The sequence below is a fragment of the Streptomyces inhibens genome (assembly GCF_022221585.1).
Lineage (GTDB): Bacteria > Actinomycetota > Actinomycetes > Streptomycetales > Streptomycetaceae > Streptomyces > Streptomyces inhibens.
In genome coordinates this window covers 7,338,572-7,357,409 of the sequence record NZ_CP084681.1, presented here as the reverse complement: position 1 = coordinate 7,357,409, position 18,838 = coordinate 7,338,572, and the positions used below count along the sequence as shown (strand labels likewise).

The window sequence follows — 18,838 nt, the reverse complement described above, 5'->3', positions numbered from 1 at the left end:
ATGGCCCTGGATACAGCGCACCCGGCTCACCGGACGACCGCGCAGGCCCCCCATAAGCACACCGGACAGCACGAGTAGACCGTTCACAGAGGAGCACCACGTGACCACGGCGATGCAGCCAGAGGTCCCTGAGCCGCGCGACGCCGATCCGGCACATCCGCAGTACCCGACCGGCGCGAAGCCGGTCTTAGCCCCCGGCGCCCAGGTGCGCATCCGCGACGAGCAGTGGCTCGTGAAGTCCGTCTCGGAGTCGCGCGACGGACTCATGGTCGAGGTCAGCGGGGTTTCCGCGTTCGTCCGTGGCACGGACGCGGTGTTCTACTCCGGCCTCGACCAGATCGACGTACTCGATCCGCGCAAGACCCGGCTCGTGCCCGACGACACCTCCAAGCACGCCAAGGCCCGCCTGTACCTGGAGGCGGTCATCCGCAAGACCGCGCTGCCGCAGACCGAGCACGGCATCGCGCTCGCCGACTCCTTCCTCATGGACCGGCAGGAGCATCAGCTGCGCCCCGCCGAGCTGGCGCTGTCCATGCGCAACCCGCAGCCCCGGCTGCTGATAGCCGACGTCGTCGGTCTGGGTAAGACGCTGGAGATCGGCGTCACGCTCTCGGAGCTGATCCGGCGCGGGCGCGGCGAGCGCATTCTCGTGGTCACGCCCGCCCATGTGTTGGAGCAGTTCCAGCGCGAGTTGTGGACCCGCTTCGCCCTGCCGCTGGTGCGCCTGGACTCCACCGGTATCCAGCGCATCCAGCAGGAGATCCCGGCGGGCCGGAACCCGTTCGCCCACTTCAAGCGGGTCATCGTCTCCGTCGACACCCTCAAGTCGGCGACGTACGCCCACCACCTGGAGAAGATCACCTGGGACGCGGTGGTCATCGACGAGTCGCACAACCTCGTGAACAAGGGCACCCGCAACAACCGCCTCGCCCGCCGCCTCGCCGAGCAGACCGACGCGCTGATCCTGGCCTCTGCCACTCCGCACAACGGCGACGCGGAGTCCTTCGCCGAGCTGATCGGGATGCTCGATCCGGCGGCGATCGCCGACCCCAAGAACTACAAGGTGGCCGCCCTCGACCACCTCTACATCCGGCGCACCAAGTCCGACCGCGAGGTGCGCGACGGCCTCAAGGACAAGCCCTGGGCCGAACGGGGCGAGTCCCTGCCGGTGCCGGCTCCGGCGACGCGCAAGGAGGTCGCCGTCCTGGAGAAGCTCGCGAGCGAGTGGACGCCCGGGGAGCCGAACCGTTCATCGGTGTGTGCCGATCCGCTGGTCGGCTACAACTTCCTGAAGGCGTTCCTCTCCTCCCACGTCGCCCTGCGCAAATCCCTCACCGCCCGCCGCGCCTACCTGGACAACCCCAGGAGCGCCATGGTGCAAGGCAAGGACGGCAAGAAGGCGGACTCTCCCGAGCGCCGCGCCGCCCTGACGGCAGAGGGCACAGCCCTCGCGGAACTGGAGGCACTGGTCGCGGATTTCACCGATCAGGACTCCTCCAAGCTCGACGCGCTCGTCCGCACATTGAAGAACGACCTCAAGGTCGGCCCGGGCTGCGAGCGCCGCGTCGTGATCTTCTCCGAGCGGGTCCACACCTTGGACTGGCTGGCCCAGGAGGTCCCGGCCCTGCTCGGCTTCAAGAAGAAACCGGCGGCCAAGGCCGACAAGACGCGCCCCTGGCAGGCGTACGGCGGTGTCATCGAGGTCATGCACGGCGACACCACCAACGACCAACAGCAGCGGGAGATCATCGACCGCTTCGGTCGGGCCGAGGAGCCGGTGCGGCTGCTCTTCACCGGCGACCTCGCCTCCGAGGGCGTCAACCTGCACCACCAGTGCCACGACCTCGTCCACTATGACCTGCCCTGGTCCCTCATCCGCATCGAGCAGCGCAACGGACGCATCGACCGCTACGGCCAGGCGGTGAGCCCCGAGTTCCGTGCGATCACCCTCACCGCCGACGTCCCCTGGCGGCACGACGAGGAGAGCGGTGAGGCGCTCACGCTCGACGACCGGCTCGTCGGCGCCCGCCTGCTGCGCCGCGAGGCCCAGGCGCACGAGATCGAGACCGGCGAGGGCAGCGCCGAGGCCGTCACCGGCCTCTACGACGACAAGAAGGAAGAGGATCGCCTCACCCGTGACCTCATCAAGGGCGGCACCGTCGAACGCTCCATCAAGCAGTCCCAGCAGGAGTCCGGCGGGATCCTCGCCGACCTCCTCGCCGGCGCGAACGCCCGGCTCGCCGACCCCACAGCCGCTCCGGCCGCCCTCGGCACGGCTTCGGTGCCAGAAGCCGACGTGCCCCACGTGTTCGCCGACACCAAGGCGTACTTCCACGCCGCGATGGACCTCATCTACCCGCAGGCCGACCGCGAGGCTCTCGACTGGAAGCCCGAAACGGCCCACGGGCGCATCGAGTTCACTCCGCCCGGCGACCTGCAGTACCGCTTCCGGGAGCTTCCGAAGTCGTACCTGGAGCAGGAGAAGATCCTCACCACCCCCAAGTACGACGGCACACTGCGCATCACCTTCGACAAGCGGTACGCCGCCGACCGCCTGGACGCCGCCCGCAACGCCAAGCAGGGCAAGGGCGACCAGCCCACCTCCCAGTGGCCCAATGTCTCCTACGTCTCCGACATCCACCCCGTGCTCGACTGGGTGACGGACAAGGTCCTCGCCAAGCTCCGGTATGACGAGGCGTTCGTCCTAGCCCACCAGCCCGACACCGACAAGGCCAAACGGATCGATGCCGCCCTGCCCGAGGCCCTGACCAGCCCCGTCTACCTCCTCCAAGGCGTCTACTCCAACGCGGCGGGGAAGCCGACGGTCGTGGAGTGGATGGCCGTCACCGGTCTCACCGAGGCCGCCCCTCGCGTATGGCGCATGGACTCGGCGTTCCTCGCCGCCTGCGGTGTGGGCCCCGGCATGCCCGGCCGCGGCCGGCCCGTCGACCCCGACCTCCTCCAGGCACTCGTCCCAGCGGCCGTCGACGCGGCCGAGACCCACCTGCGCGAGCGCCGTGCCGACTACGACAAGCAAGTCGACTCCTACCTGGCCCCGTACGAGGACCAGGTACAGGTCTGGGAGCAGGGCGCCCTGATCGCCGTGGGCAATCAGCAGCAACGCCGCAAGCAGGTGTACGACACCGCCGCCCGCCGCCGCGACCTCGTACGCCGCCTGCGGACCGACGGCGACCCGATGCTGCGGGTCCTCGGCGTCCTCGAACCCCTACACACCACCACCGTGTCCGCCGCGCACGCCGAGGAGTCCGCACGATGAGCTACACCTACGACTCCTTCGCCAACCGCGGCGAGTACCTCTCCGCCCACTACTTCAGCGAGGAGCTGGAGAACACCCTCAAGAGGAGCAAGGCCGGCGACGCGGGCTTGTTCACACTGTGGACCAGCCGCGAAACCGACCCGCACGACCCGCAGCCCACCCCGCGTGAACTCCTGCCCCGGCTCCGCGGTGAGTACCTGTCCACCGTGCGCCCCTTCCTGGCCTCCCGCGCCCAGCAGGAAGAGTTCGGCAGCACCTACGACGACCCGACGGGCGAGTGGACCGAGCGCGTCACCACCTGGCACACCACCGTCCTCAAGGCTCTCGGCTACAGCGGAGACCGGCCCGGTCCGATCACCGTGCACAACGCGGGCAGGGAGTACGCACTCCAGGTCGCCTGGCACGGTGACGGCATCCTCGCCGTCGACTGCGGCTGGACCGCCAAACTCGACGACGCTCTCGACCCCGACAAGGCCGGACGGCTCCTCCACCCCCACAAAACCGCAGACAGCCTCCTCGAAGTCGGCGAGAAGCTGGCGGGCTGGCTCTTCCAGAGCGAACTGCACGAGCCCGGCGGCGACGCACCCCGCTTCGTCCTACTGCTCTGCGGTGGCGTGCTCGTCCTAGGCGACCGCAACGCCTGGGCCGAGGGCCGCTATCTCGCCGCAAGTCTGGACGCGGCCCTCACCCGCAACGACACCGCGAAGGCCGGCGAACTCGCCCTCCTCGCCGCCCTCTTCTCCCACGACATGCTCGCGCCCCGCCCCGACGGCAAGGGCCGCCGCATCGACGACCTGCTGAATGCCTCCCGTGACAACGCCGTCGGCGTCAACTCAGAGCTGCGCAAGGGGCTCCAGCACTCCGTCGAGATCATCGCGAACGAGGTGCTCGCCCGGTTACGCAAGGCGGAGGTCGAGCCACGGGAGATCGAGGACCTGAAGAAGGGCCCGTTCGCCAAGCAGCTCACCCGCGAATCCCTGCGCTACCTCTACCGCATCCTCTTCCTCCTGTACGCCGAGGCCCGCCCCGAGCTGGGCATCCTGCCCGCCGACGACTCCACGTACGAGGCCGGATACTCGATCGCCCGGCTCCGCGAACTGGTGGCACGCGAGCGAAAGCTGGTCGACGAGGACAGCCGAGGCGGCTTCCACCTCTACGCCTCCCTCGACGTCCTCTTCAACAAGGTCAACTACGGCCACCGCCCGCACGGCACCGAGGCGGACGACGACAAGCCCGCCGAGGAACGCAGTGAACTGCGCGGCCTGCGATTCGAGCCGCTGCGCAGCGAGCTGTTCGACCCGAGGTCAATCACCCTCATCGGCGGCCGCGTCCTCGACCCCCGGTGGGACGAGGACGGGGACGAGCCGCCTCGCTGGCTGGACCTGCGGCTGCGCAACGAGGCGTTGCACCAGGTGCTGCGCCTGCTGACCATGAAGGAGGCCGGTCAGAAGGGCCGCCAGGGCGGCTTCATCTCGTATCGCAATCTCAGCATCAACCAGCTCGGCGCCGTGTACGAGGGGCTTATTTCGTACACCGGCATCATCGCCGATGAAGAACTCGCCGAGGTCGCCAAACCTGGCGCGAGACAGGGCGACAAGCAGTACGGCGACCCCGAGAAGGGCTCCTGGCTCATCCCCGCCGACCGGCTAAGTCAGTACAGGGAGAACACGCACGTCGTGTACTCGGCTCAGGACGCCGAACAGTACGGCCTGCGCGGCCCGAAGAAGTACCCCGAGGGTACGTTCGTGTACCGCCTGGCGGGGCGGGACAGGGAGACGTCAGCGTCGTACTACACGCCGCAGTCGCTCACCAAGGTGACGGTCGAGCTGGCGCTCAAGCACCGCATCACCGACGAGACGCGGGCGAGCGAGCTGCTGCGCTACACGATCTGTGAACCGGCCCTGGGGTCTGGCGCGTTCCTCAACGAAGCGATCAACCAGGTCGCGGAGGAGTACCTCAAGCGCCGCCAGGCAGAACTCGGCGTCACACTGGATACGTCAAAATCGCTCGACGCCAAGCAGAAGGTGAAGGCGTACATCGCGCTGCACAACGCGTACGGGATCGACCTCAACCCGACGGGCGTGGAGCTGGCGGAGGTGTCCCTGTGGCTCAACACCATGCACCCCGGCATGCGGGCACCGTGGTTCGGGCTACATCTGCGACACGGCAACTCCCTTATAGGGGCGCGCCGTTGGGTGTACGAGGCCGAGCGCATCAAGAAGGAGCGGGCTATCGGCGCACAGACGCCGACGAAGCTGCCATTCCGGGAGAAGGGGAACGGCGCGGAGCAGCCGCTGCCGGACGGCGCCGTGCACCAGTTCCTGCTTCCGACGCCCGGCTGGGGTGCGGTCGCGGGGGCGAGCGGTGACGCCAAGAAGCTTGCCGAGCAGCTTGCCGGGCCGCATGTCGAGCACCTGAAGGCATGGAAGAACAGCATCAAGGCCAAACCCAAGACGGTGGGCGGCAAGAGCAGCCAGCTGGCCCGACTTCAGGCCGCGGCCAGACGAGTTGAGTTCCTGTGGCAGCTCGTCGCCAAACGCATGGAACTGAGCGAGCGCGAGATCGCCCGAACCATCGACGTGTGGGGCACGGGCCGGGAGGAGGACGCAGAGGAGTACGCGTTCCTGCGCCGTGACAAGGAGAGCGCTGGGGACAACGATCTGCCGCAGACCAAGGAACGGGTCTTCAAGGACCTGTTCGAGGCGGAAGGTTCGCCGTACTGGCGCCTCAAGCAGGTCATGGACGCGTGGTGCGCGCTGTGGTTCTGGCCGCTCGACAAGGTCGGGCTGTTGGATGGCACGGACGCGGAGTACGAGACTGCGCCGGTCGTGTCGGTGGACGCTCTGCTGTCGGCAGGAGTCGTCGGCGAGGTCGGGGCGACGTCACAGGCGGAGCCCGAACCCGAACCGCGTTTCGTCGAGAACGGGCTGCTGTTCGCCCTCGAGGGTGACCAGATGTCCTTTGGTGACGATTCAGGCGACGGCGACCTTGTCGAGAAGCAGGAGATCAGGAAGAAGCGAGTGGCTGAGGCCGGGGCGAAGAAGCGCGGGGGGCCGACCCAACGCCGCGACATCGTGCCGATGGCCGACCTCGATGACTGGCTCGACTTCCTCGAGTCCATGCTCGGCACCAAGGACGTGAAGCAGGGCACCATCGTGTCGTCTGTCGAATCTCTCGAGGAGCTGAAAGACCTCGAGGACCTGATCCAGACTCAGCCTGAGATGGACATGGACGATGCCCGAAAGGCGGTCGAGAGCCGTTATCCGTGGATGCGTGTCGTGCGCGACATCGCGAAGGAGCAGGGCTTCCTGCACTGGGAGTTGGACTTCGCGGGCGTGTTCGCCAGTGAGGCGGGGGGCTTCGACCTTCAGGTGGGGAATCCGCCATGGGTGCGGCCGCGCTGGAACGAGTCCCTGGTGCTGGCGGAGCGCGAACCGTGGTTCGAGCTGGAGGAGCGGGTCTCCACGTCGGTGAAGGCGGAGCGCCGGGATGACCTGCTGAAGACGCCGGCTGCGGCCACCTATGTGGTGGGCGAGATCACGGACAACGTCGGACAGGTCGCGTTCTACGGAGCGCCACAGGTGTATCCGTTGTTGGAAGGAACCCAGCCCGATCTGTACCGCGCCTTCATGTGCCAGGTGTGGGACCACGCGTCTGTGCGGGGGACGACCGGATTCCTGCACTCGGACACACACTTCACCGGGGACAGGGAGGGTGCGCTGCGGGGTGCGGCGTATCGGCGGTTGCGGATCCACGGAGACTTCGTGAACTCCGGTCAGCGCTTCTTCCCTCGCCCCGTGGGCGACGCCACGCACTTCGGCGTGCATGTCTACGGTCGCCCTCAGGACATCGACTTCAGCCACCTCTCCTGGCTGGTCTCGGCCGACGCCCTGCGCTTGTCGGCGAACCATGACGGTTCGGGAGAGGCCCCGGGAATCCGCTACCAGAACGGGGAGTTCGACGAGCGCCCGCACAGGACGCGCGTGGTGCACGTCAACAGGGAGCTGCTCACGGTCTGGAAGCGGCTGTTCGGGGACACGGGTCCGGTGGACGAGGCACGTCTGCTGTTTCCCGTGAGCACGGCCGAGGCGACCGCTATTGAGGCCCTGGCGAACTATCCACTGCGTCTCTCAGCTTTCAAGCCGCAGATCACGCCCGGCTACCACGAGAGCGGAGCCAAGAAGGATCGCCTGATCGACTACAACCGGCCGGACCCGAAGACGGGCGAGCCGTACGAACCCGACCGGTGGCGCCACGTGATCCTCAAGGGAACGCAAATCAGCGTCGCCACACCGGTTTTCAAGCGGCATGACGCCAACTCCAACGCGCCCTTCGGCGCCGACCTGGTCTCGCTGCCTTCGGACTTCGTCCCGGACACGGAGTACGTGAGGGTGCCAGGCCGTGCGCAGGAGTACCTCAAGGTTCAGGATCGCTGGATCGACCACCAGGCGCTCGAACGCCTTCGCGAGGACGACAAGGCGGTGGCCCGTGCGCGGGCTCAGGTGGCCGAGACGACGGGGAATGCTCCCCAGGATGCCGATCCGGAAAAGGTTGATGCGCTACTCGTTGGACGGGCGCAGAGACGGTATACCGCGTTCTATCGGGTGGCTTGGCGAGAAATGATCGCTCCTAACACGGAGCGGAGTCTCTACCCCGCCGTGGTCCCCCCGGGTACCGCTCACACCAACGTGGTTCGCAGCACAGCCTTGCGTAACAACCACCTGTCTGTACTCGCTTCGGGACTGTGGTCCTCCGTGCCGATCGACTACCTCCTACGCATCACAGGCACGGGCCATCTCGACGTGGGTCGCGCTGGTGCCCTTCCTGCACCAGCACCGGCTCACCCCCTCGCCCCCGCCCTCCTCCTCCGTACCCTCCGCCTGAACTGCCTCACCACCGCCTACGCCGATCTCTGGCAGGACCTCTACGACCCCACCTGGTCGGCGTACGAACCCTGGGCCCTCAGCTGGCCAGTGATGAACACGGAACTCCACGCCGTGACCCCGACTTGGCAGCGCGACACCCCCCTCCGTACCGAGTACGCCCGTCGCGCCGCACTCGTCGAGATCGACGCTTTGGTCGCCGTCTGGCTCGGCATGGATGCGGATGCCCTGATCGCCGCATACAAGGGACGATTCCCCGTGCTCCAGAAGTATGAGGCGGCAAGTTGGTTCGACGCCGAGGGGTGGAAGCTGGCGAGCAATGCCCGAACCATCGGTCAGCGTCAGACCAAGGAGACCTGGACTCAGTTCGAGGCCTACCGCGAAGCGGTCGGTGAGCCGTCTTCCGAAGGTGTGCTCCCCGCCGGCCCCAACGCCACACCTCCCCACGGCTACACCGCCCCCTTCTACAAAGCCAACCGCGAACGCGAAATGCGCGAGGCCCACGCCTACTTCCAGAAGCGCCTCGATGAAGCCGTGAGCAAGGGTCTCTGGGACCCGGAGAAGATGGAGGTGCCGACCCCGTGAGGCCGACCCTCGAAGCACAGGGACTCAAGGAGAGCCTGCTCCAGTACCTGTCCACGACGTACGGTCTTGCGGACGAGGGTGCCCGAAAGGCCCTGCACACCTTCCTCGGGGACGAGACGACGGGCATGTTCCGCGGACCGTACCTCCGCCTGCGTACCCCCTTCACCCCGGCCAACGACGGCTGGCAGCAGCACCTGGACTGGGTACGTACTGACGGCTGGACGCCGTACGCTCACCAGGCCCGCGCCTTCGCTCGTCTCACCTCCAAGGACGGCCACGCACCCCAGCCCACCCTCGTCACCACAGGCACCGGCTCCGGCAAGACCGAGTCGTTCCTCTACCCCGTACTCGATCACTGCGCCCGCGAACGCGCGGCCGGGAACAACGCGGTCAAGGCAGTCTTCCTCTACCCGATGAACGCCCTGGCCACCGACCAGGCGGCCCGTATCAACCAACTACTTACTGACTACGACGAGTTAAGCGGCGTACGCGCCGGCCTGTACATCGGAGAGAAGGCGGCGACGCACTACGAGCGGGTCTACACCCGCCGCCAGGACATGCAGCTGTCCCCGCCGGACATCCTGATCACCAACTACAAGATGCTCGACCTGCTCCTGCAGCGTGCCGCCGACGCACCGCTGTGGGACGGCAGCGACATCCGATACGTCGTCGTCGACGAGTTCCACACGTACGACGGCGCGCAAGGCACCGACGTGGCCATGCTGCTACGCCGCCTCGCCATCGCCGTAGACGCCAACCAACCCGGCAAGCCGCTTGGCACGATCACCCCCGTCGCCACCTCCGCGACCCTCGCCTCCGGCACCGATGAGGACGGAGTTCGTCAACTCCTCTCCGTGGCCACCAACGTCTTCGGCGCCGAGTTCACCGAGGACGCGATCGTCGGCGAAGACCGGCTGACGGTCGACGAGTTCATGCTCGGCAATGACGAGTCGATCCCTGACGCGAGATTCCTCCCCGGCCAGGCCACTCCCCCCGAGACACTGACCGCCTTACCCGACCCGGCCGCCGGCCCCGAGGCGCTCGCGGACCTAGCCGAGGCCGTCACCGGAAGTCGTACCACCGATCCGGTCGTCCTCGGTGCCGCGCTCAAGCGCAACCGACTCACGTACGCGGTTCTGAACGCCTTCGGCGGCACGGTGCGCACATACGACGAAGTGCTCGACGTGATGCGTCGCAGTGGGGCGAGGAGCTGGGACGAGGCGATAACGACACGGCCGCAGATCGCCGCGGTGGCACTCACCCGCTTCGTCGCCCTGCTGGCCGTGGCGCGGGCACCGGAGGCGCCGGCCGGGATGAGCCGTCCGCTCGTCCAGATCGAGGTGCACCAGTGGGCGCGGTCCGTGACGCGGATGCTTCGTGGCGTACTGCCGTGGCCCAAGGCCGAGTTCGCGTGGGACACAACCGGGGCACAGAGCCAGTCGCGTACGACACCGAACACCACCACCTCCCGCGACACCAAGATCTTCCTACCCGCGGTGTACTGCCGCGAGTGCGGGCGCTCCGGCTGGTCGGTCCTCGCCCCCGAGTCGGACCTGGAGGAGCTGAACTTCGAGCCCCACAAGATCCGTCGGGCCACCGTCACCGCCGACAAGGCGAAGGTGCGCACCCTGGTGGCGGCCACCGACAACGAGGCCCGTGAGGGCAGCGGCCGTGCCGCCATGGACCGGGCCGCGCAGAAGTCGCTGACCACCGGCGGTGCTGGCGTACTCATGGTGCTCGACGGCCTGTCCCAGCGCCTGCGGCTGCCCGCCCCCCAGGCCGACTACGACGACGAGGGCAACCCGGCGCCCGCCGGTCCCGACTCCGCCTTCGTCCTCGTCCAGCTCGGCGACACCGCGGAACGAGCCGCCAAGGACGACTGGTGCCCGGCGTGCGGTACGCACAACGCAATCCGCTTCGTCGGTACGGGCGCCGCCGCGCTCGCCGCCGCGTCCGTCACCCAGCTGTTCACCGGCGGGGAGATGGACAAGGAGCAGCGTGAGACGAAGACGCTGATGTTCAACGACTCGGTGCAGGATGCCGCCCACCGGGCCGGGTTCGTCGCATCCCGCTCGTACACCTTCTCCCTGCGGGCGCTGTTCACCAAGCACCTGAGCGAGCAGCGGCCCAGTGCGCTCAACGACCTCGTCGCCGACGTCGTCGCGGCCACCACCGACCGTGAGACGCTGGCCGCCGTCGTCCCGCCGGACCTGCACGACGACACGGGCGTGGCGCGTCTGCTGTCTGGCGCGGGGCGGGGCGGGGACAGGAAGACGTGGGACCTGATCGGTGAACGGTTCGCGTTCGAGGCCGTCATGGAGTTCGGCCACCGCTCGCGCAACGGCCGTACCCTCGAACTGACCCGTACCGCGGCCGCCTGGGTGGACATCCCCGACATACGGGTGGCCGTGGCAATCACACGTGCCGCCCACGAGGAATCCACCGATCACGGGCTGGCACTCACCGCACACGACGACGGACGCTATCTCGCGTTCTTGCGCGGGCTGTTGGAGCGGCTGCGTATGCGGGGCGCGGTCGGGCACCGGTGGCAGGAGAAATTCCTCGACGAGGCGGGCACCAGCCGTTACTTCATCTGGGGTGGCCGCCCGCGCGGCATGAAGGCTTTCCCGAAGGGCGTCTCCGCGCCGACGTTCCTGCTCGCGCGGCCCAAGCAGGGAAGCGAGTTCGACTTCGCCGCAGGGCGTCTGTCCTGGTACCAGACCTGGGCGCAACGCTGCCTCGACATGACCCGCGAGCAGGCCGACGAGTTCTGGGTGCGGCTGCTGCCCCGACTCACGGACGCCGGTCTGCTCTCGGCCCGCACCCCGGGCGACACGGCCGCCCGGCTCTACGGTCTCCAACCGGGGGCCGTTCAGATTCAGTTGCTGACTGACGGCCAGGTCAATGAGTCGTATGTGCGCTGCCCTAAGTGCTTCTGGGAGCAGACCGTCCACCCCTCACTACTGGCTCAGTATCACGGGCAGCCCTGCCAGGCGTACCGCTGCACGACCGGACGCCTGATCGCGGGTGACCGGTGGCTGGAGTCCGTGGACCGGCACGACCGGGACCGCGACTACCGCGACGACTACTACCGAAGCCTGTACCGGCGAGCCGGCACCTACCAGGTCATCACCGCCGAGCACACCGGTCTGCTCTCGCGCGGCAAGCGCGAACGCGTCGAGGCCGCCTTCCGCAGTGGCAAGGGGTTCAACGACCCCAATGTGCTGTCCTGCACGCCCACGCTGGAGATGGGCATCGACATCGGCGAACTGTCCGCCGTCGTCCTCGGTGCCCTGCCGCGCCGGCCTGCCAACTATGCCCAGCAGGCGGGGCGGGCCGGGCGCCGTACCGGAAACGCCTTCCTGCTGACCATCCCCGACCGCTCCCGCCGTGACCTGTACTTCCTCGACCGGCCACGGGACATGATCGACGGGCGGATCGTGCCGCCGGGCTCGTATCTGTCGGCCATCGAGATTCTGCGCCGCCAGTACACCGCGCACCTCCTCGACCTCGCGGCGCGCGGCCGGCTGCTGCGCGAGGACGGCAGGCCGCTGGCCGCCCTGTCGCGCAGGGTCGACGAACTCTTCGGCCCCTCCGGCTACCTCGCCGACCTCACCGACGCCGCCCTCGCCCACGGCGAGGAACTCGTTGCGGGCTTCCTCGCGCTCTTCCCCACCGGCGTGAGCGACGCCGCCCGGGAAGAGCTGACGAAGTACGCGGTCCGCGGCATCCGCAGCGCCATCGAGAAGGCCGAGCGAGAGTGGGAGCGGGAGAACCAGAAGCTGCGCACCCGTATCCATACGATCCGCTCCGCGATCGACGAGCTCAAGGAAGGCGACGACGAACAGGCCCGTACGAAGGCCGAGCTGGAGGCCGAACTGGGCGCCGTCTCCAAGCAGGGCGCCACGCGCCAGCGCCGGCCCGCCCAGACCGTGCTGTGCGACCTCGGCCTACTGCCCAACTACGCCCTCATCGACGCCACGACCACCCTCGACGCCACAGTCTTCTGGCCGGAGGGCACCACGCCCGAGGGGCGGGTCCGTTACACGTCGAAGTCGTTCTCCTACGGGCGGCCACGCGGCTTCGCCCTGTCCGAACTCGCTCCCGGCAACACCTTCTACGCCGAGGGCTACAAGCACCGGATCACCGGCATCGACATCGTCACCGGCCGGGACCAGGACTGGCGCCAATGGCGCTTCTGCCCCTCGTGCGGTTACGTCCGCACCGAGAACGCCGAGACGGACGTCACGCCCTGCCCGCGGTGCGGGGATGCGGGGATCGCCGACTCCGGCAGTCTGCGGCAGATCGTCCAGCCCAGTGTCGTCACGGCCCGCGACAAGCGGGAGGATGCCAGGATCGGCGACGAGAGCGACGACCGCGACCGGCGCTTCTACACGGTCATCGACATGGTGGACATCGACCCCAAGGACTTCGCGGTGGGCAAGTCCTGGCGCCACACCAAGGAGATCTTCGGCGTCGACTACACCCGCCGCGCCGTCATCCGCCGCGTGAACGCCGGTCCGCTGAGCATCGGCGCCCAGGACAACGACCAGCTCGCCGGGAAGCCTGTACGCATCGCCCCTTTCCACGTGTGCACCGCGTGCGGAGCCGCGAGCGCCGACGGCCGGCCCGTCTTTGACGACGACCAGGACGCCGTCGACAACTCCGCCAACCGCCAGCGCGAACTCAAGCACCACACCCCCTGGTGCCCACTACGGCGTGGCAAGAAGGGTGTGGATCAGGAACCAGTCCTGCTCGCCCACGAATTGGAGACCGAAGCACTGCGGGTCCTGCTGCCCGCCGCGACCGTCCTCGTCGAAGAGAAGGTCCACTCCTTCCAGGCAGCGCTGCGCCTGGGCGTGGACGGCGCCTTCGGCGGCGACCCACACCACCTCGCCACCACCCTCGCCACCATGCCGGACCGCGACACCGCGGAGAAACGGCACTTCCTGGTCCTGTACGACCGCCTCCCGCACGGCACCGGCTACCTCGACCGCCTGACCGACCCCCTGAACTTCCGGCAGGTGCTGGAGGGTGCGCGCCGGCTGCTCGTGGGGTGCCCCTGCAACGGGGAGGGCCGACAGGCCTGCCACCGCTGTCTGTACCTGTACGCCGACGAACAGCACATCGAGCGCGTCTCCCGCCAGGCCGCCCTGGAGATCCTCGACGAACTCCTGGGTACCGACACCGACGCCTGGGACACCAAGGCGGTCGGTAACACCGACCAGATCGGTCTTGACGGACAGGTCGAGTCCGACCTGGAGGCACGCTTCCTCAAGACCCTGCGCGGGTGGGTCGGACAGCGCGCCGACGCCGTGTTGGAGGAGAGCGGCGACAACAGCGCCTATCTGCGGCTCGACGAGTTCGGCACCGTGCACGGCTGGCGACTGACCGCTCAGCGCAACGAGGGTTTCACCCGTACCGACTTCACCTTCGAGCGCATCGACGGCCCCAAGCGGAAGATCACCGTCTACCTCGACGGACACCGCTTCCACGCCACCCGCCGTCACAACCGGCTCGCTGGTGACGCCGACAAGCGCAACCGGCTCCGGGCCGAGGGCCGCGTCGTCTTCCAGCTCACCTGGGACGACCTCGACGCCTTCGAGCGGCAGACGAACACGGCGGAGTCCTCCGCGGGGCGGGAGGCATCCGAGCCGGTGTGGCCGCCGTATCCGCGCAGCGCCCAGGACGTCGCCAAGCGGCTCCACGCCGAACACGGTAGCGACGATCTCACCGACACCGCCTTCACCGACCCCATGACCATGCTCCTCGCGTACCTGCGCAGTCCGGACGACGCGGCCTGGGGACGACGGGCATCGGCGGTGGTCGGCGGACTCCTCGGGACCGGCAAGGAGATCCTCGTCGGCAACGGCGCCCCCGAGCAGACCCGCCAGACGCTCGACCGTCTCCTCGACGCCTGGGGCCGCACCGACGGCATGGACACGGCGCCCGTCCAGGGCACTGGCACGCTCAACCTGTTCCAGACATGCGACGAGTCCCATCTGCCCGTCGCCTTCCTCGTCGACGGGGCCACCGGCCGCTGGTCCGCCCTGACCTGCCTCGACGACACCGCACCCGACCAGCTCGGCACGCCCGAGCACAAGGCGCGCTGGCGCTCCTGGCTCCAGTGGTCCAACATTCTTCAGTTCCTCGCCCACGACGGCGGCGACGGTGTCCAACTGACGACCACCACCGCGAACCGCTTCGACACCGCGCTCCTCAAGGCCTTCGGCGGCCTCGGCGAACTCGAATCCCTCGTCGTGCGGTACGGCACCGGCGTAACCGCGACGCGACCCGAGCCCGCGGAGACGTCTGCCGAGACTCCTCTCGAAGCGGCGGTCCGGGATCTGCTGTGGGACCGGGAGATCCTCGAATACCTCGACGAGGACGAACCCGACGCCCCCCTCACCCGCCTCGCCCACATCCTGGCCGACGGCGGCAAGAAGGCCCCCGCCTACGGCTACGAGCTCGGCGAACGCGGCTGGCTCGCCGACTTCGCCTGGGACCACGGCGAACAGCGAATCGCCGTCATGGCCGAACCGCACGACCAGGCGAACGAGGAGAGCGACAAAACCTGGAGCGCCTACCGCGACGCCGGGTACACCATCCGCTCGGCCGACGACTGGCTCACCGGCCTCGACGCTCTGCTGACCATGCTCCCCGACGCCACCGCCCGTCCCGACTCCGAAGAACAGAGTGCCGCACGATGACCGCACGCCTGAGCCTCTACCAGAAGGCCGAGAACGAGCTCTACAAGATGGACTCGTCGGTCAAGACGAAGTTCTACGACTTCTGCCACCAGTTCCGTCTCGACCCGGATCACCCCAGCCTCGACCTCAAGCCTCTCAAGGGCGACGGCCGGATCTTCCGCGCCAAGATCGACCGTTCGTACCGGGCGCTCCTCGCCCGGGCGGGTGTCGGCGCCGATGGCATCCAGCAGTGGCTGATCGTCGCCGTCCGCCACCGCAAGGACGTCTACGACCAGCTCAGCATCGCCGTCAACCGGGTGACCGGCGAGATCGAGTTCGTCGACCTCGGCGTCGTCGGACAGAGTGTCCTTCAGCGCGCGGGACTCCAGCTCACTCCGGCCACGGACGATCACGACGCACCGGCCCCGGACGAGCAGACCGTACCGGCCGAACCCACGCCCGCGCCCGTCGTGACGGAGCAACCGGCCGCACCCGCCGAACCATTCCTCACCGGCTGCGCCCCCGAGGACCTGCGCCGTCTCGGTGTCGCCGATGCCCTGATCGACGTCGTCCTCACGGTCACGACCGAAGAGGAACTCGACCAGCTCATCGCCGGCGCCCCGCGGCTGACCGCCGAGGTCCTCACCGGCCTCGGCTCCGGCATGTCCGTCGACGAGGTCGAGCGCGAGATCACCCAGCCCGCCTCCGCCGAACTCGAACCGGGCTTCGAGGACGACATGGCGGCGGCCCTCACACGTACCACGGTCACCACAGTCGACGACGACATCCGCAACGTCCTGGCCGAGGGCGACTTCCGCGCCTGGAAGGTCTACCTCCACCCCACCCAGCGCAAGACCGTCGAACGGAACTACAGCGGCCCCGCCCGGGTCAGCGGCGGCCCCGGCACCGGCAAGACCATCGTCGCCCTGCACCGCGTCGCCCGCCTCGCCGCCGCCCTACCGCCCGGTCACGGCAAGCCGATCCTGCTGACCACGTACACCAAGAACCTCACCGCCGACCTGCGCTCCCGGCTCACCTCGCTCATGGATCCGGCGCTGCTCGGCCGCATCGACATCAAGCACATCGACCAGCTCGCCCAGAACGTCCTGAACGAGAACACCGCACCCGGCGCGCAGCGCGGCCTGATCACCGACGACCGGGCACTGGACGTGCTGCGCGAGGTCCTCTTCGAGCACGACGAGCAGCGCTGGGACGCCGAGTTCCTCTTCGACGAATGGGAGCAGATCGTCCTCGGACAGTCCCTCGCCACCCGCCAGGACTACTTCAAGGCCCGCCGTGCCGGTATGGGCCGTGCCCTCAACCGCCCCGAACGCGCCGCCGTCTGGAAACTGCTCGACCAGTTCACCCTGCGCCTGGGGGGCATGGGCCGTGAGACCTGGGCGCAGGCCGCCGAACGCGCGGCGCGCTACGAGATGGAGCGCGCGCGCAAGATCCATCATCGGGCCGGACACAAGGCCGAGATCGGCGGCGGCGACCTGGCCCACCTCGACGACAACAGCTCCGCGATGCGCTACCTGCGCCACCGCTACCGCCATATCGTCGTCGACGAGGCCCAGGACCTCAGTCCCGCCCACTGGAAGATGCTGCGCGCCATGGTCGCGTCCGGCCCGGACGACCTGTTCATCGCCAGTGACACCCACCAGCGGATCTACGACCGGCAGGTCACCCTCTCCACCGTCGGCGTCAACATCCGCGGGAGGTCCTCAAAGCTGACGCTCAGCTATCGCACCACACAGGAGATCCTCGACCAGGCCGCCAGGGTCGTCCGCGGGGCCACCTATGACGACCTCGACGACGGCACCGACACCCTCGACGGCTACCACTCCCTGCTGCATGGCCCGGCGCCGGAGTACGTCGCCTGTGCCGACTGGACCGACGAGATCACTCGGCTCGCCGAGGCCCTCAAGCAGTGGCGCGAGGACATCGCCCAGCCCGCCGAGGACGGCACCGTTCGCGACCCGAGCGGCACCATGGCCGTATGCGTCACCGACGGAGAGATGGCCGGCCGTGTCGCCACCGACCTGGAGATGAAACACGGCATCACCACGGCGACCCTCACCAAGGACGGCCCGCAGGGGGGCGGAGAGGTCCACATCGGCACGATGCACCGCTTCAAGGGCCTCGAATACCAGAAGCTTGCGGTCGTCGGCGCGAGCGACGGCGTCCTTCCACGCACCGCCCTCATCGAAAAATACGCGACGACCGACCCCAAGCGCTACGAACGCGAACTCAAGAAGAGCCGCAATCAGCTCTTTGTCGCCGCGACGCGAGCCCGCGACACGCTGCGATTTTCCTGGCACGGCAAGCCCAGCCCATTCCTGCCCCTGTAGTCCGGATCGATTCGCCAGAGAAGGGGGTCGCATAGCGCACCCGGTCTCATTCCTCCGCCCTGTCTTTGAGGGACAGGGCGGAGGGGGCACTTGTGTGGCGATGACGAGCCGAGCGTCAAGGCGCTTCCATGTGTCGAGGACAGCCTTGTGGGCACCCGGTTACAGGTGTGCATAGCGCTGAATGGTGTGGAAATTCTCGTGGCCGAGAGGTGCTGGACCTCGGAGAGCGAGACTCCCTTCTGGACGAGCCACGAGGCGCAGGTGTGGCGCATCGAGTGCGGTGGGTAGTGCGACGCCAGTTCCGGTTGTCGAGTCGTCGTCCGGCCCTTCCCATGGTGATCGTGTTCGTGGTGAACACCACTGCCTCCCGATCGAGCCGGTGGATGTCGGCTCAACTGCCTCCAGGACGTGGAAGGGAGCGGCACTTCCCTGTGACTCCAGTTCTCGCCGGAGGCCGCCCCTTCGGCTCGGCAACCAGGTCTTCTCCCCTTCCAGATAGCCGGGTTGTTACGGGTCGAGGACCATCGGACCATGGCGCAGTCCGAGGATGCGGCAGCGACCAGCACTCCCGTCGAGCGAAAGATGCATCGCGTTCGGGGCTCGCCTTCAACCTCGCCGTAGGCGCATAGACCTCGCGATCCACACGGACGACAACTGGACCGAATCACGTCGACCCCGATGGAGCCAATCCCGCTGATTGGCGCCGGATACCAGGCAACCACGGGCCCCTATTAGCTGAGCCACTTGGCCACGTCGAACCCCACCCGCCCAATGTGATGGGCCTTCAGAACCAGCGTCATGCGAGCGTCAAGAACATGACGAAGGTGCAGCCACGGCTTGTGCCACCGTCGTCGATCCCCGATGAATCCGCAGGTCAGGCGCGTATGGCCGACCAGCCCCGCGTTTCAGCTGTTGTACGGACGGAAACAGGTGAAGCGGACCAGGGACGCCACAAAACCGCAGGTCAGGCGCCCTTGTTCGCCTTCTCCAGCACCACCACGCACTCCACATGATGCGTCATAGGAATCATGTCGGCCGAGATGTAGCCGGGAA

At 68.1% G+C, this 18,838-nt stretch carries 4 protein-coding genes; all 4 read left to right on the top strand.

Features of this window, described 5'->3' with window-relative positions; translation table 11 throughout:
* The first annotated feature begins 100 nt into the window (after window positions 1-100).
* Genes KI385_RS33140 through KI385_RS33125 form a run of 4 tightly spaced genes read left to right on the top strand, consistent with a single transcriptional unit; the run spans window position 101 to window position 17,785 of the window.
* On the top strand, window positions 101-3,277 hold the full coding sequence (locus KI385_RS33140; protein ID WP_238575732.1) for a DEAD/DEAH box helicase: 3,177 nt from the start codon (window positions 101-103) through the stop codon (window positions 3,275-3,277).
* Complete coding sequence (locus KI385_RS33135; RefSeq protein WP_238575731.1) at window positions 3,274-8,745, top strand: N-6 DNA methylase; 5,472 nt, start codon at window positions 3,274-3,276, stop codon at window positions 8,743-8,745. The genes KI385_RS33140 and KI385_RS33135 overlap by 4 nt, the downstream gene beginning before the upstream one ends.
* A complete protein-coding gene (locus tag KI385_RS33130; protein WP_238575730.1) occupies window positions 8,742-15,455 on the top strand; it encodes a DEAD/DEAH box helicase in 6,714 nt (2,237 codons plus the stop codon). The genes KI385_RS33135 and KI385_RS33130 overlap by 4 nt, the downstream gene beginning before the upstream one ends.
* Entirely contained in the window at window positions 15,452-17,785 is a 2,334-nt protein-coding gene (locus KI385_RS33125) for a UvrD-helicase domain-containing protein (protein WP_238575729.1), read from the top strand. Before KI385_RS33130 ends, KI385_RS33125 begins: the two co-directional genes overlap by 4 nt.
* Window positions 17,786-18,838: the final 1,053 nt, after the last annotated feature.

Coding starts and splice junctions, on each gene's coding strand:
- KI385_RS33135 (WP_238575731.1), top strand. CDS start 3,274: ATGAGCTACACCTACGACTCCTTCGCCAACCGCGGCGAGTACCTCTCC.
- KI385_RS33125 (WP_238575729.1), top strand. CDS start 15,452: ATGACCGCACGCCTGAGCCTCTACCAGAAGGCCGAGAACGAGCTCTAC.